Consider the following 14804-nt stretch of genomic DNA (forward strand, 5'->3'; position numbering starts at 1 on the left):
TATGAGTTCGCGCGCCGATCCGTTCACCCTGCCCGAGTGGCATGCGCTCCGGCGCGAAGCTTCACTCGTCAGCCAAGTCATTGGGGCCGGGGCGACGGCACTCGGTAGGGCGAGCTACGGAAAGAGCTTCGGTGAATATTATACCGCCTTCTTCGGCCTATCGATCGGCATCGAGCGGCTGGCAAAGCTCATTCTGGTCGCCGACCACATCATCGAACACCAAGGTGCTCTACCTGATGCGCAGACGGTGAAAGCCTTCGGTCACCGCTTGGAACACCTAATCAAGAAGTCGGGAGACATCGCTGAGAAGCGTGGGATTGCCAATCCACACCTCTCTCCTTCCGATCCAATCTGTGCCGCCGTAATCGATTGCCTGGACAGCTTCGCAGCGGCATCGAAGGGACGCTATGCGAACTTCGAGACGATCGGAAATCCGAACTTTGATCCGTCAAACGAACCAGTCAACAAATGGTGGGAGAAGGTGGTCGAGCCGATCCTCGACAAGCATTATCGTGGAAGACAGGCGGAGCACCGTGTTCGGCATCGCGCGAGGGTCGTCGGTAAATTGTTGTCCGACGTATCGACAATTCTGTTCTTTGATGAGAACGGCAATCAGATGACCGATCTGCAAGTGGCCTCAGAACGCTCGGGTCAAACCAAATGGGCGCAGGAATACGGTCGCTTTTATGCTCTCGCAGTTGTCCGCTGGTTGTCGCACATCTTCATCGAATTGGTGCATTCGGCTGGATATGGCGATGAAACGCCTTGCCTTTTTGGCCACCACGAATTTTTCTATAGTTACAAAGTAGATGACAAGACTTTGCGCACGCGTAAGGTTTGGCCGCTAAGTTAGGGGGCGTCGTGGCGGGGCATACCGAATATCACTACGAAACCGCGATTGAGGAGAGCCTCGTCCCCAAACGCGGCTACAAAAAGCTTGCCCCCTCGGAATTTGATCCGGCAACCGCGTTGTTCCCGAGTGAGGTAATTGCCTTCATCCAAGAGAGCCAACCCACCCGCTGGGAACAGCTTGAGGCGATGCTTAAAGATCGCACCGAAGCGACCGTCATCGACAGCCTGACCAAGGAGCTTGCCAGCAAGGGCGCGCTCGGTGTGCTGCGCCACGGCTTCAAATGCTACGGCAAGGAATTGCGCCTCGCCTACTTCCAGCCGAACAGCGGCATGAACCCCGAAGCGGCCAAGCGATACGACGCCAACCGCCTGCGGATCATCCGGCAGGTCGAGTTTGTCTCGGACGTTTTGAAGCACCCCGATGGCAAGAAGCGCAAATGCATCCTCGATGTGGTCATCGCGCTCAACGGGCTTCCGGTGGCAACCGCTGAACTGAAGAACCAACTGACCGGCCAACGTGCCGAGGATGCGTGTAAGCAATACATGCGGGATCGCGATGGCCGCGACCCGATCTTCCGCTTCAAGGAACGGTCACTCGTCCATTTCGCGGTCGATCCGGACGAAGTCTGGATGACCACCAAACTGCAAGGCTCGGAGACTTTCTTCCTTCCCTTCAACAAGGGCCACGATTTCGGCGCAGGCAATCCGCCCGTCGCCGGACAATGGAAGACCCACTATTTGTGGGACGAAGTGCTTGAGCGCGATAGCCTGTTGGACATCCTCCAGCGGTTCATTCACTTGGAAGTGAGCGAGCGGCGGGTTCCGACACCGACGGGCCAGAAGGTCGTGCGCAAGGAGACAATGATCTTCCCGCGCTACCACCAGCTAGACGCAGTGAGGAAGCTCATCTCCCACGCGAAGGCGAAGGGCTCGGGCCACAACTACCTTGTGCAGCACTCTGCCGGTTCGGGGAAATCAAACAGCATTGCCTGGCTGGCCCACCGGCTTGCAAGCCTCCACGATGCGAAGGACGAAAAGGTATTTCATTCGGTGGTGGTCATCACCGACCGGCGCGTTCTCGATCAGCAGCTTCAGGACACGATCTACCAATTCGAGCACAAGACTGGCGTGGTCGAGAAGATCGACGAGAACACCCAGCAGCTTGCCAAAGCCTTGGCCAATGGCACACCGATCATCATTTCGACGATCCAGAAATTTCCGTTCATCTCGCAGGCGATAAGAACGCTGGAGAAGAAGGGCGAGGGCGTCTCGATTGAGACCAAGGATCGCCGGTTTGCGGTGATCGTCGATGAGGCTCACAGTTCCCAGTCGGGTGAAACCATCGCTGCGCTCAAGGGCATTCTCAACAAGGATGGCATTGCCGACGCAATCGCTGGTCAGGTGGGGGATGAAGAGGACGATGACCTGACCGAGGATGCGAAGAAGCGCATCAAGCAGGAAATGATGCAGAGGGCCAAACAGCCCAATCTCAGCTTTTTTGCCTTTACCGCCACTCCGAAGTTTAAAACCAAGGCCGTCTTTGATGAGCCGGGTCCGTCCGGCGCTTCACCGTTCCACGAGTATTCGATGCGGCAGGCAATCGAGGAGGGCTTCATCCTCGATGTCCTGAAGAACTACACGACCTACAAGCGCTTCTTCGGACTGGTGAAACAGATCGAGGATGACCCTGAGGTTCCCAAGAAAGCCGCGGCAAAGGCTCTTGGACAATTCCTAGAACTGCATCCCGTCAATGTTGAGCAGGTCGTCACGGTAATCATCGAGCACTTCCGGCTAAAGGTCATGCATGAGCTTGGGGGACGCGCCAAAGCCATGGTTGTGACAGGCTCTCGGCTGGCTGCCGTGCGCTACAAGCTCGCCTTCGACAAATACATCAAAGAGAAGGGATATGAGGGCATCCGGGCACTGGTAGCTTTCTCCGGTTCCGTCGAAGATGAGGAATTGCCCGGTGGTTCGTTCACCGAAGTCGGAATGAATGATGGCCTGCCAGAGCGCGAGTTGCCGGAGAAATTCTCAGGCGACGAATACCGCGTGCTCATTGTTGCTGACAAATACCAGACAGGTTTCGACCAGCCGCTCTTGCAGACCATGTATGTGGTCAAGAAGCTCGCGGGCGTGCAGGCGGTTCAAACCCTTTCGCGCCTGAACAGGATCGCTCCCGCTGTGGGCAAGACGAGGGTCTTTGTGCTCGACTTCCGGAACGAGGAAGAAGAGATTTTTGACGCTTTCAAACCTTACTACGAAGCAACTCCCGTCGCCGAAGAAGTCGATCCGCAGAAGCTCAATGAGCTACATCATCGCTTGCTCGAAAAGGCCATCTTCACGAGCGCCGATGTCAGCGAGTTTGCTGCCGTATGGTTCAAGTCGCGCAGGCAACATGGGGGGCAAGATCACAAGATCATGAACTCCGTTCTCGACCGAGTGGTGGAGCGGTTCAAGGAAAAGGAAGAACCGGAACAGGAAGAATTCCGAGGCCACTTGTCTGCCTTCAAGAACCTCTACGCCTTCCTGTCCCAAATCATGCCCTATCACGATGCTGAGTTGGAGCAGCTTTACGCATTCACGCGCAACTTGGCCCTCAAGCTGCCTCGCGTCGGTGATGGCACCAAGTACACGCTCGACGATGATGTCGCGCTCAAGTTCTTCCGGCTTCAGCAAATGAGCGAAGGGTCAATCGACCTCCAAGACGGAGAGGCCCAGCCGCTCAAAGGCCCTTCGGATATTGGGACGGCGGGGGCCAAAGACACAGATGTTGCGTTGTCGTCGCTCGTGGAAAGATTGAACGAACGCTTCGGAACGGATTTCAATGAGGCAGATCAGTTGTTCTTCGATCAGGTGAGGGCAACAGCCGAGCTAGACGAGAATGTCGTTGAAGCCGCCCGTGCCAACAGTCTGCCCAATTTTTCAAACTACTTCGGCAAGGTGATCGACGATCTCTTCATTCAAAGAATGGATGGCAACGACGAAATTTTTCACCGTGTCATGAGCGACAAGCAGTTCCGGAAGGCAGCCCAAGAGCACCTGGCCAAAGAGATATTTGACCGCATTAACGGACAGGATGGCAATCCCCGTCCTGATTGAACGGCACTTGGTTCGGACTGCGCAGAGCGAAGGTTGATTGGAGTAATACAGAATGTTTCAGGTTGATCGCTCCCAAAACCGGCTCAAGCAACTGGGCCGCACGACATTCACAGAAGCAGGGCTGAGGGAGCGGGAGCACCTGCAAGAATGGTTGGCGACGACACCGGGCGCGCTCGGAGAGGCAATCGGCGAAGAACTTCTCATAATCCAGAAGGAGTTCGATGGGTTTGATGGCACTCGCGAGCGTTTGGATTTGCTCGCATTGGATCGCAGTGGGCAATTAGTTGTCATTGAAAATAAGCTAGATGACTCAGGCCGCGATGTCGTCTGGCAAGCACTGAAATATGCTGCCTATTGCTCCAGTCTCAAGAAGGCCGAGATCATCACGATCTTCCAGCAATATCTCGACCGGGGAGAAGGTGGGGATGCTGCCTCCAGCATATGCGAGTTCCTGCAAGAGGACGCGCTTGACGAGGTTGTTCTCAACGAAGGGAACGACCAACGAATTGTCTTCATCTCGGCCAATTTCCGTCGTGAGGTCACCGCAACGGTCTTATGGCTGCGAGAGCACCAGATTGACGCCCGTTGCGTGAAGGTGCTGCCATACCTCTTCGGTGAAGACCTCTTTATCGACTTACAGCAGGTCATCCCTACGCCTGAGGCAGCGGATTACATGATCCGCATGGCGGAGAAGGACACCGAGGAAAAGTCCGCGAAGGGCGCGCAGCGGTGGAGCCACCAGATGCGCTATGCCTTCTGGGAAGAAGTCCTCGAAGCTTTTCGCGAGGCGGGGCTTGAGCGGTGGCAAAACATTTCGCCCTCGCGTGACCACTGGCTGACTTCGAGCATTGGCGTGTCAGGTTGCATCTTGGTATTGATCTTCCTTCGGCAGGAAATTCGGGTTGAATTGCAACTCAACCGATCCGAAGCCAGCGAGAACAAGTGGCTGTTCGATCAACTCGCCAAGGACAGCGAGGAGTTGGCCGGAAAAGTTGGGGCAGAACTTGAGTGGCGGAGGCTGGACGACAAGAAGGTGAGCATCATCCAGTGCAAGCTGCCGGTCCAAGGCTACAGCAAGGAGAATTGGCCTGAGATGATCGAATGGCTGAAGCAGCACTACAAGCGAATGGATGCTGCATTCTCTGAGCGCGTTGCTTCGCTGGCCGGTCAGATGAAATCGGGTGGTTAGGATCGCATGAAGGTTCTCGACGAGATAAAGCCGTCCAAGAAGCACCTCGTTTATGATCTGGTCGAGAGCGCCGGTTTGGATATGGCAGACTGGATTGCGAGTTCGAATGATCGTCGTGGCCCGAAGGCCAACCCAAAATATTGCTACGATTGGTGATTCGTGCAGCCGAAGCAGGTTGTGATCCTAAACCTATGGCATCCAGCGATGGTTGTCGAAGACGGGCAGATTGTCGAGCGAGGCAATTTCCGCGCGGATGCGGAGAGCCACCGAGGGCCGGGCGGTAAAGCCAAATGGTATGAGCGCGCAAAGAAGCTTGATGATGCGCTTCAAGAAGCCCTTAGAGACAATCTACCGGTCCGCGTAATCATCAATGACGGAAATCGGCGAAAACCTGGCGACCCAAAAGCCAAGGCTTCGGTAGTGCTCAAACGGGAGCTTGATCCTGAGCCCTGGACCATTGCCGAATATGACTGGAACACTGGAGCGCATGTTCTCAAGCGTGGCATCTTGCCTACACGTTTTGTCGATCAGTTCGACATTGAGCAATCAGAAAAGGCCGATCCGAAGAAGCGCGATCAGCGCGGTAGCGTGTTTGTTCGAGACCCACGAGTACGGAGTATCGTTAAAGAGCGCTCACAGGGCAGGTGTGAGTATTGTGGCGAACTAGGCTTCAAAATGGTTAGCGGAGCAACCTATCTTGAAACACATCACGTTGTTCCGCTTTCTGAGGGTGGGGCGGACACTGTCTTCAACGTGGTTGCGCTATGCCCAGTGGATCATCGTAAGGCGCACTATAGCCACGACCACATTAAGCTCCGTGAAGAATTGTTAAAAGTGTTAGAACAACTAGAGCCTAGCCAACCATAGCGACGGGAGGAGTTGGATGCCAACTTGCGACCAATGCGGCGAGAAGATCGAGTTTCGCTACATGGATGGGCGACCGACACCCATCCATCAAAATGGAGGTTGGTGCTCCGGCACAAAGCCAAATAAGGCACCTCGCAATAGAGGATGGTTCCGCACCCCTGAAGCGTTCACTGACCCAAACGCTTTATGCCCAGTCTGCGGCGCAAGCGTTTTCTATTATCAGAATTCATTCGGTAGCCGGGTTTTCTTCGATGACCTAGGATGGCCGTGGCCAAAACATCCTTGCACTGACAATCCTATTGCTCAATCCGCGAAAGTGAAACGACTAAAGAAGAGGAAAGCGAGGAAGGGAGCGAGTGCTTTCGCCGCCAATATTTATGAGCTCGCGAACGCGAACGAATGTGACGGCTTTATCGAAGCCAAGTTCCGAAGTTTAACCAACATGCTGATAGTCAGGACCTTTCACTTCCCTGTTGCGAATTTGGAAGCGGCAGGCTGGACGTTGGACGACTTGAGGGCCGCACCGTCTTTCGTCATTCGAAAGGGTATTGGGCAAACAGTCTTGGAGTTCATCTCAGTCCGCACAAAGCAGGTGGGCAGACTAGTAGTGTCGCACACCGCTAACCCATGATGAATTGCTCAGTGGAGTTCGGGAATCGAGATGCAGGCGATGGCATTACATTAAATGCTACAAAACCCACCATGGAGAATTTTAGTTTTACAAATAAAATACTGAATTGTAACATTAAATTTGGATTGGGGTAGTTTCCCACCCTCTCCGCCAGTCACCCCCAGAGATTTCGGCTCCGGAACCTTCTGCGCTCACAGGGGAATAGGGCTGCGTGTAAAAAACGCCGCGAGGTGTTAGGATTGCTGGATGCCGCAATCCTCCTCCATCTACTCTCTGAAGGCCATTGCGCAGGCTCCGGACCATCTCGACCGGGAAGAACTCTACGCCCTTTGCAAACTTGACCCGGATTCGTCGCCCGACCTCGCCAAAATGGTAAGCGAAGAGGATTACGTCGCCCTGTTGGCGCGGATCGCCGAGGCCGAAAGCGGACTTCCCAGGGCCCACATCAAGCTGGGCACTTCCCTGCGCTGCGAGGATCTTGGCGCCGTGGGTCTCGCCTGGAAGAGTTCCCCGACCCTTGGCCACGGGTGGGACCGTGCGCTGCGCTATGTGAGCGTTGTCGCGGGAGTGCGGGCTCTGGAGATTACACGAGGGAAGGAAACGACCGAGATACGCTTCCTGCGACTTACCGACGAAAGCCCCAAGGGGGCCAGGCTTTCGAACGAGGCAACTTTCGCCTCGTTCACCGCCATCAGCCGGGAAGCGTCGGGCAGGCATTTCACCCCGGTACAGGCTATCTGTGGCCACGATTTCATCGGCGACAGGGCTTTCCTCGAAGAGTACCTCGGGTGCCCGGTGGAAGATCGCGCTGGCATCAACGCGATGATCGTTTCGAACGCCGAAATGGCGCTACCCAATGCAGTCGGGGATGACGCGATATCGCGCTTCTTCGATCAGCGGGTCGAGGAAATGATGGCCGAGGCCCGGTCCGAATTGCCGCTGTCGCTCAAGGTAAAATCCGAAATCGGCAAGAAGCTCAGCGGAGGCGTTCCAAAGCTGTCGGACATCGCACTCGCTCTGGGCATGAGCGGTCGCACGCTCCAGCGCAAGCTAGGAGAGCAGGACGCCGTATTCCAGGATCTGGTCGACCAGGCGAGGCGGGAGTTGTCCGAACGCCTCCTGCGTACGACCGATTACCCGCTCGTGGAAATCGCGTTCCTGACAGGCTTCGCGGAGCAGAGCGGCTTTACGCGTGCCTTCAAGCGCTGGGCAGGCGAGACCCCGCGGTCATATCGGCTGGGAGCGGTGGAGGGGCGGTGACGCCATCTGCATAAAGGCTGTCGCGCTGAGGCAAGAAGCCGCTGCCCGGATTTCCTAATCCATGCTCGTCTCCAACAAGAGGGAACGAGCAAATGACCTATCAATCCAACGCTGAGCAATTGACGCTGGTGATCGGCGGAACTGGAAAGACCGGCGCCCGCGTTGCCGAGCGCTTAACCGCCATGGGACGCAAGGTGAGGATCGGCTCCCGGTCTTCGGCACCTGCCTTCGACTGGGATCGCGAGGCCACCTGGGAAGCGGCGCTAGAAGGCGTTTCGAGTATCTATATAACCTATTCGCCGGACCTCGCGATGCCCGGGGCCACCGACGCTATCAAGGCGCTTGTATGGCGCGCAAGGCTTGAGGGCGTGACCCGGCTTGTCTTGTTGTCGGGGCGCGGCGAGACGGAGGCGCAGGCCTGCGAGGAAGTGGTTCAGGAAAGTGGCCTCGAATGGACCATCGTGCGTGCCAGCTGGTTCAACCAGAACTTTTCCGAAGGGGCATTCATCGAAATGGTCCGTAGCGGCACGATCACGCTGCCGGCGGGCGATACTCCCGAACCCTTCGTCGATACGGATGACATCGCGGATGTGGCGGTGGCGGCGCTGACCGAGGATCGCCATATCGGTGAGGTTTACGAGGTGACGGGCCCCCGGCTCATGACTCTTGCCGACGTGGCGGCCGATCTTTCGGCCGCGACAGGGCGTAGCATCGACTTCGTCGACGTACCGCACGAAGCATTCGTCGACAGCCTGGCCGGTTCCGGAGCTCCAGACGATGTGGTGTGGATGCTCGACTACCTGTTCTCGACCGTCCTCGATGGCCGCAACGCTTACCTCACGGACGGGGTCGAACGGGCGCTCGGCCGCAAGCCCCGGGACTTTGCCGATTACGCCCGCCAATTAGCGGCGAACGGCGCATGGAGGGCAGCGGCATGACCTACGATTGGGCTCTCTACGCCTGCCTGTTCCTAGCGCTCTGGAGCGCGATGGTCGCAGGTGTTTTCTCCGCATTTTCTGAATTCATCATGTCGGCTTTGAGCAAAGCTGAACCGGCGAGCGGGATCGAAGCGATGCAGCACATAAATCGCGACGTGATCCGGACCAGCTTTGTCGCCGGTATCCTGGCCATCCCGTTTCTCTCAGTTGCTTTGGCGATCTATGCCGTGACGGTCTACGAGGGAACGGGACGGGTGATCCTCGTCATGGGAGCCGCAACATATGTGGTCTCGGTTTTCGGCACGACCATCTTCGCCAACGTTCCGATGAACAACCGGCTTGACGCACTCGACGGCAAAAGGGCCGAGGCACGCGACTACTGGTCTGAAAACGTCCGCAACTGGACGCGCTTCAACCATGTCCGTGCGCTTGGCAGCGTGCTGACTGCCGGTCTCTATCTGGCCGCCGCGATCACGCTCGTCTCGAGTGGGCAAGTGTGGCGGTAGCGAAAGTAGAATACCTTTCGTCCGGTGCGCGATCGAGAACCAAACTGTGGCGCCCGCGCGTCCCGGCTAGTCGTCCTCAGCGGGGATCTTGCAGGCGCGGATCGAGCCAATGCAGCCATTCGTCGGTCCACGCTTCAGCACTGGAGCCGGCTCCGCCAAGGCCAAAGGAACTGGTTTGGAGTAACAGGGTAATGACTTCCGAAGAAGAGAAAGCGCCTTCATCGCCAAAGGCAAGATGGTCCGCCCTTCGGGATCTCCTGCTGGTGGTCGCAACGCTTGTAATCGTGAAGCAGTCGCTGCTGCCAATGACGCAACTCTATGCCGGACCCGCTTCGACCTTCAGCGCGATGATCGTAGCCACCGTCCTGCTGAGGCGCAGGGGAATGGGGTGGCGAGATCTGGGGCTGCGCTGGCCGGACAACTGGCCCAAGACATTTGGCCTTACCGTGTTCACGATGGTCTTCTTTCTCGTCTGCACGCAACTGATGGTGCCAGTAGCGGACCATTTCTTCGAGGACATCGGGACAAGCGACCGGTTCTCCCATGTCGAAGGCAATTGGGCGGCTTATCTGGTGATGCTCCTGCTCGTCTGGACCCATGCGTCCTTCTTCGAGGAACTCCTGTTCCGGGCCTTCATCATCCATCACACGAGCCGCGCGTTCGGCGGCGGGATGAAAGCCGATATCCTCGCCCTGCTGCTGTCATCCATATTCTTCGGATATCGCCATGCCTATTACCAAGGCTGGCATGGGGCTCTCGTCACGGGGGCGGGCGGTTTCGCTTTCGGCGTATTCTATCTTTGGTTCGGTAAGCGAAACATCATGCCGCTGATCCTGGCGCATGGTGCTTTCAACACTTTGGGCCAGACGTTCCGCTTCCTGGGCATCAAGGACTAGGCGGCCAATCGCGGTCTTCTGCAAGCTCAGCTTTGCCATGCCCGCGCGGATTTTTGCGCTGGGGGCTTTCGGCAAGGCGCTGCGCATGGCAGGTAGCCATGCCTGAAATGAGCCCGTGTGGAGACTGGTCCGATGAATCTTGAGTTCACCGCCGATGAACTGGCGTTTCGTGATGAAGTGCGATCCTTCATCGAGGAAAACTATCCGAAGCATCTGGGCGATGCCGGGATGCGCGAGGACATGTCGCCCGAAGACATGGTCGCGTGGCACAAAATCCTGGGCGAGAAGGGCTGGTCGGTTCCGTCCTGGCCCGAACAGTATGGCGGCACCGGCTGGACGCCGACGCAGCGTTACATCTGGCTCGAAGAAAACGCGCGCGTGAATGCTTTCATGCCGCTTCCCTTCGGTGTCTCCATGGTCGGGCCGGTGATCTACACTTTCGGCAGCGAGGAACAGAAGGAACGCCACCTGCCCGGCATTCGCAGCGGGGATGTGTGGTGGTGCCAGGGTTACAGCGAACCGGGCGCCGGTTCCGACCTCGCCTCGCTCAAGACCACGGCCGTGCGTGACGGCGATCACTATGTCATCAACGGGCAGAAGACCTGGACCACGCTGGCGCAATATGCGGACTGGGGCTTCTTCCTCTGCCGCACCGATCCCGACGCTGCGAAGCCGCAGGAAGGCATCAGCTTCATCCTGATCGACATGAAGACGCCCGGCGTCGAAGTCCGTCCGATCAAGCTCATAGACGGCGGATACGAGGTCAACGAAACCTGGCTGACGGATGTCCGCGTCCCGGTCGAAAACCTGGTCGGCGAGGAGAACAAGGGCTGGACCTATGCCAAGTTCCTGCTCGCCCACGAACGCAGCGGCATTGCTGGCGTGGCGCGCTCCAAGCGGGCCGTCGAAAAGCTTCGCGAAATCGCCGGCAAGGAACTGCTGGACGGCGAGCCGCTGATCGAAGACCTCGATTTTGCGCGCAAGGTCAGCCAGCTCGAAATCGACCTCGCCGCTCTCGAAATCACCGAACTGCGCACCCTTGCGGGCGAGCAGGCGGGCAAGGGGCCGGGACCGGAAAGCTCAATCCTCAAGATCAAGGGCACCGAAATCCAGCAGCGCCTGACCGAACTTACGCTGGAAGCGGTCGGCAATTACGGCGCGCCGATGTACGGCCAGATCGAGGATTCGGGCTCCAACCAGTATCCGATCGGTCCGGACTACGCGCAGCATTCTGCCGCGACTTATTTCAACATGCGCAAGACCTCGATCTATGGCGGATCGAACGAAATCCAGCGCAACATCATCACGAAAATGATCCTCGGCCTGTAAGGCTGGCGGCGTCACGCGGAGAGACACAGTGGACTTCAATTTCACCGAAGAACAGGAAATGGTGCGCGACGGGCTGTCGAGGCTGGTGCGCGAGCAATACGATTGGGAAACGCGGCGCAGCGCCGTCGAAAGCGATGCCGGCTGGCGTCCCGAGATCTGGGCGCAGCTGGCCGAGCTGGGCATTTTGGGCATGCCGTTTTCCGAAGAGGACGGCGGCTTTGGTGGCGGGGCCGTCGATGCGATGATCGTGATGGAAGAGTTCGGCAAAGGCCTGGTGGTCGAGCCGTTCCTGCCGACGGTCGTGTGCGCAGGCGGCTTCCTCAAGCATGCCGGCACGGATGCGCAAAGGGAAGAACATATCGGCGGCATCGTCGACGGCAGCCGCGTCTACGCATTCGCCTATGCCGAACCTCGTGGCCGCTATGATCTTGCCGATCTGCAAACCACAGCGAAGAAGGACGGCGACGGCTATGTCCTGAACGGTCACAAGGCAGTCGTGGTCGGTGCCCCCTGGGCTTCGCATCTGGTGGTGACCGCACGCACATCCGGCGGCCAGCGCGAGCGTGACGGGGTGTCGGTATTCGTCGTCGCCAATGATGCGGAGGGCGTCGTCCGGCGCGATTATCCTACCGTGGACGGCCGACGCGCCTCCGAAGTCTATTTCGAAAACGTCTCGGTCCCTGCGGACGCACTGATCGGTGAGGAGGGCGGTGCACTGCCGCTGGTGGAACAGGTCGCAGACGAAGCGGTCGCAGCCCTTTGCGCGGAAGCGTGCGGCGCGATGAAGGTCGCCCACGCCATGACCGTCGATTATTCGCGCCAGCGCAAGCAGTTCGGCGTTCCGATCGGCAAGTTCCAGGTGCTGCAGCACCGCATGGTCGACATGTTCACCGAGTATGAGCAATCGGTTTCCATGACCTATCTGGCGACGCTCAAGCTCGACGCGCCGGAGAAAGAGCGTAAGCGCACGGCTTCCGCGGCGAAGGTTCGCATCGGCCAGGCAGCGCGGTTCGTCGGCCAGGAAGCGATCCAGATCCACGGCGGCATGGGCATGACCGACGAGCTGGCGATCGGCAGCTATTTCAAGCGGTTGACCATCCTCAGTTCCGAATTCGGCGACGTCGATCACCATATGAAACGGCACATCGCACTCGCCTGACAAAGGCAGGAATGAATTCGATGCGGCGGCGGCACTTAACTGTGTCGCCGCCGTTTTTCGATTGAGCCGCTTGCGCGCTGGGTCTGGCGCAAATTTGCATTGTTGCGCTGGCTTCCTATGCTGCTGCCGGAATCGAGACGGCCCCGTTCGGGGTGAACAGACAGCAAAAGCGCCAAGCGCCAGTCAAGCGAGCCACCCTCAAGATCATGGATCAACAAAGCGACGCACCCATCGCGCCCCCTATCGTCGAGCTGCCAATCAGGACTGCCGAAAGGGGATTTTACGACGGTTTCAGCCGCGCCGTGACCATTCCCTCCAAGATCATCGTCTCACTGCTGATCATGTGGGCGATCTTCTTCCCCGTCAGTGCCAGCGAGACCCTGACGGCGGCGAACTCCACGATCATCGCGTCCTTTGCAGGGTGGTACGTCTATCTGGTTGCGGCGCTGATCGCGGTGTGTTTCGTGGTGGCAGTGATACCGCAATCGGGACGCTTGCGTATCGGCGGGGCGGACGAAAAGCCGGAGTTCGGCAGGTTCTCCTGGTTCGCCATGCTCTTCGGCGCGGGGATCGGGATCGGCATGCTGACCTATTCCACCGGCGAGCCGATGGCGCATTTCTCGACCAATCCCGAGATCATTCGCGGGGCCGTGGCAGGAGAGACCGCCGAAGCGGTGCGTTCGGCCTATCTTTATACCTTCCTCCATTGGGGCTTCGCCGCATGGGGCTGCTACGCTCTGGTGGGTCTCGCGATAGCCTATGTTTCATATCGCCGGGGCCTGCCGCTGACGATACGGTCTGCACTGGTGCCGCTGTTCGGGCGCGTCCTGTCCGGGCCGGCGGGACACCTGGTAGATATCGTGGCCGTGGTTGCGACCATCCTCGGCGTGGCCGTCACAATGGGACTGGGCGTGGAGCAATTCGTCGCCGGTCTGGCGCGGCTGGGGCTGGGCGACTGGCTGCTCGATGCGGATGGCTCCTCCTCCGCGTCAGCGGTCATCGTGGCTTTGCTGGTGCTCGTCGGCGCGTCGACGATCAGTGCCTTGTCCGGCGTCGGGCGGGGCATCAAGTGGCTGTCTAACCTCAACATGGCGCTCTCCTTCATGCTGCTGGCGCTCTTTGTCGTCGTGGGATCGGGTCTGTTCGGCCTGGAGCTGCTCGGCGTCGGGATTTACGATTACCTGCGCACGCTCATTCCTGCATCGCTGACGCTTTATCCGGGCAGTGAAACCGAAGTCGGGCAGGCATTGGTGCAGTGGCAACTCGACTGGTCGGTGTTCTACTGGGCTTGGTGGATAGCGTTCGCGCCCTTCGTCGGCATGTTCATCGCGCGCATCTCGAGGGGGCGTACGGTTCGCGAGTATGTATTCGGCGTGGTGCTGGTGCCATCGCTCATGTGCTTCGTCTGGATGACCCTAGTCGGCGGCACGGCGATCGACCTCGAATTGAGCGGGGAAGCAGGCGGCCGCATCCTGGAGACCGGCATGTCCGACCAGCTGTACGCAACGCTGGCAGTGCTCCTTGACCCGGTTGTCGCTGCCATCGTCTCGGGCCTCGTGGTCATCCTCCTGATGACTTATCTGGTGACTTCCGCCGATAGCGCGATCCTCATCGTCAATACGATCAACGGCGCTGGCGAAACCGAGGGCGAGCGACGTCACCATATTATCTTCTGGGGCGCGGCGCTGGCTTTCGTCGTTGGCAGCATGCTGATCCTTGGCGGAATCGATGCCATCCGGATAACCATGATTATCGGTGCGCTACCGTTTTCATTCGTCGTGGCCTTGATGGCCATCGCCATTCTCAAGGCGATCCTCTTCGACCTCATCCGCAAACGTCACGGGGTGCCGACAACAAGCGAGGGCTGCGCCGCCCTTCCGCCAGCCGAATAAATCGAAGTAGTCGGCGGTTGATTTCGGACAGTCCTCCAGTCGAAAAATGAGTATATTTATCCGTTCTTGACGAACGGCAATATCGCACAAGTTTAGAACGCAAGTCTATTTGTCGTATGAATCTCTACTTGAGATCGATTTATTGAGTATTTGGCGCATTCTTGCGGGTGTGTGTTAATTGCAACA

General features: G+C 58.1%; 12 protein-coding genes. All 12 read left to right on the forward strand.

Features of this window, described 5'->3' with window-relative positions:
* Position 1 precedes the first annotated feature (1 nt).
* Positions 2-853, forward strand: coding sequence for a hypothetical protein (locus BM173_RS04735; RefSeq protein WP_090477784.1), 852 nt, complete (start codon positions 2-4; stop codon positions 851-853).
* Positions 838-3951: a type I restriction endonuclease subunit R gene (locus BM173_RS04740; RefSeq protein ID WP_218152623.1), complete on the forward strand. Its 3114-nt coding sequence runs from the start codon at positions 838-840 to the stop codon at positions 3949-3951. The genes BM173_RS04735 and BM173_RS04740 overlap by 16 nt, the downstream gene beginning before the upstream one ends.
* A 52-nt stretch (positions 3952-4003) precedes the next feature.
* Positions 4004-5140, forward strand: coding sequence for a DUF4268 domain-containing protein (locus BM173_RS04745; protein ID WP_090477790.1), 1137 nt, complete (start codon positions 4004-4006; stop codon positions 5138-5140).
* A gap of 6 nt (positions 5141-5146) precedes the next feature.
* On the forward strand, positions 5147-5296 hold the full coding sequence (locus BM173_RS14675) for a hypothetical protein (RefSeq protein WP_218152624.1): 150 nt from the start codon (positions 5147-5149) through the stop codon (positions 5294-5296).
* A gap of 48 nt (positions 5297-5344) precedes the next feature.
* The gene (locus BM173_RS04750; RefSeq protein ID WP_218152625.1) at positions 5345-6007 is read left to right on the forward strand and encodes an HNH endonuclease; all 663 of its coding nucleotides are present in this window, start codon (positions 5345-5347) and stop codon (positions 6005-6007) included.
* Between the two features lie 877 nt (positions 6008-6884).
* Positions 6885-7898: a helix-turn-helix transcriptional regulator gene (locus BM173_RS04760; RefSeq protein WP_090477796.1), complete on the forward strand. Its 1014-nt coding sequence runs from the start codon at positions 6885-6887 to the stop codon at positions 7896-7898.
* Between the two features lie 92 nt (positions 7899-7990).
* Positions 7991-8836, forward strand: coding sequence for an NmrA family NAD(P)-binding protein (locus BM173_RS04765; protein WP_090477799.1), 846 nt, complete (start codon positions 7991-7993; stop codon positions 8834-8836).
* Positions 8818-9342 carry an anthrone oxygenase family protein gene (locus tag BM173_RS04770; protein WP_090477803.1) on the forward strand — a complete coding sequence of 175 codons (525 nt, stop codon included), beginning with the start codon at positions 8818-8820 and terminating at the stop codon, positions 9340-9342. Before BM173_RS04765 ends, BM173_RS04770 begins: the two co-directional genes overlap by 19 nt.
* Positions 9343-9533: 191 nt before the next feature.
* On the forward strand, positions 9534-10238 hold the full coding sequence (locus tag BM173_RS04775; protein WP_090477805.1) for a CPBP family intramembrane glutamic endopeptidase: 705 nt from the start codon (positions 9534-9536) through the stop codon (positions 10236-10238).
* 132 nt (positions 10239-10370) lie between these two features.
* On the forward strand, positions 10371-11567 hold the full coding sequence (locus tag BM173_RS04780) for an acyl-CoA dehydrogenase family protein (protein WP_090477811.1): 1197 nt from the start codon (positions 10371-10373) through the stop codon (positions 11565-11567).
* A gap of 28 nt (positions 11568-11595) precedes the next feature.
* Entirely contained in the window at positions 11596-12726 is a 1131-nt protein-coding gene (locus BM173_RS04785) for an acyl-CoA dehydrogenase family protein (RefSeq protein ID WP_090477814.1), read from the forward strand.
* Between the two features lie 206 nt (positions 12727-12932).
* Complete coding sequence (locus BM173_RS04790) at positions 12933-14618, forward strand: BCCT family transporter (protein WP_090478523.1); 1686 nt, start codon at positions 12933-12935, stop codon at positions 14616-14618.
* Positions 14619-14804: the final 186 nt, after the last annotated feature.

This window comes from Qipengyuania nanhaisediminis (assembly GCF_900115585.1).
Taxonomy (GTDB): Bacteria; Pseudomonadota; Alphaproteobacteria; order Sphingomonadales; family Sphingomonadaceae; genus Qipengyuania; species Qipengyuania nanhaisediminis.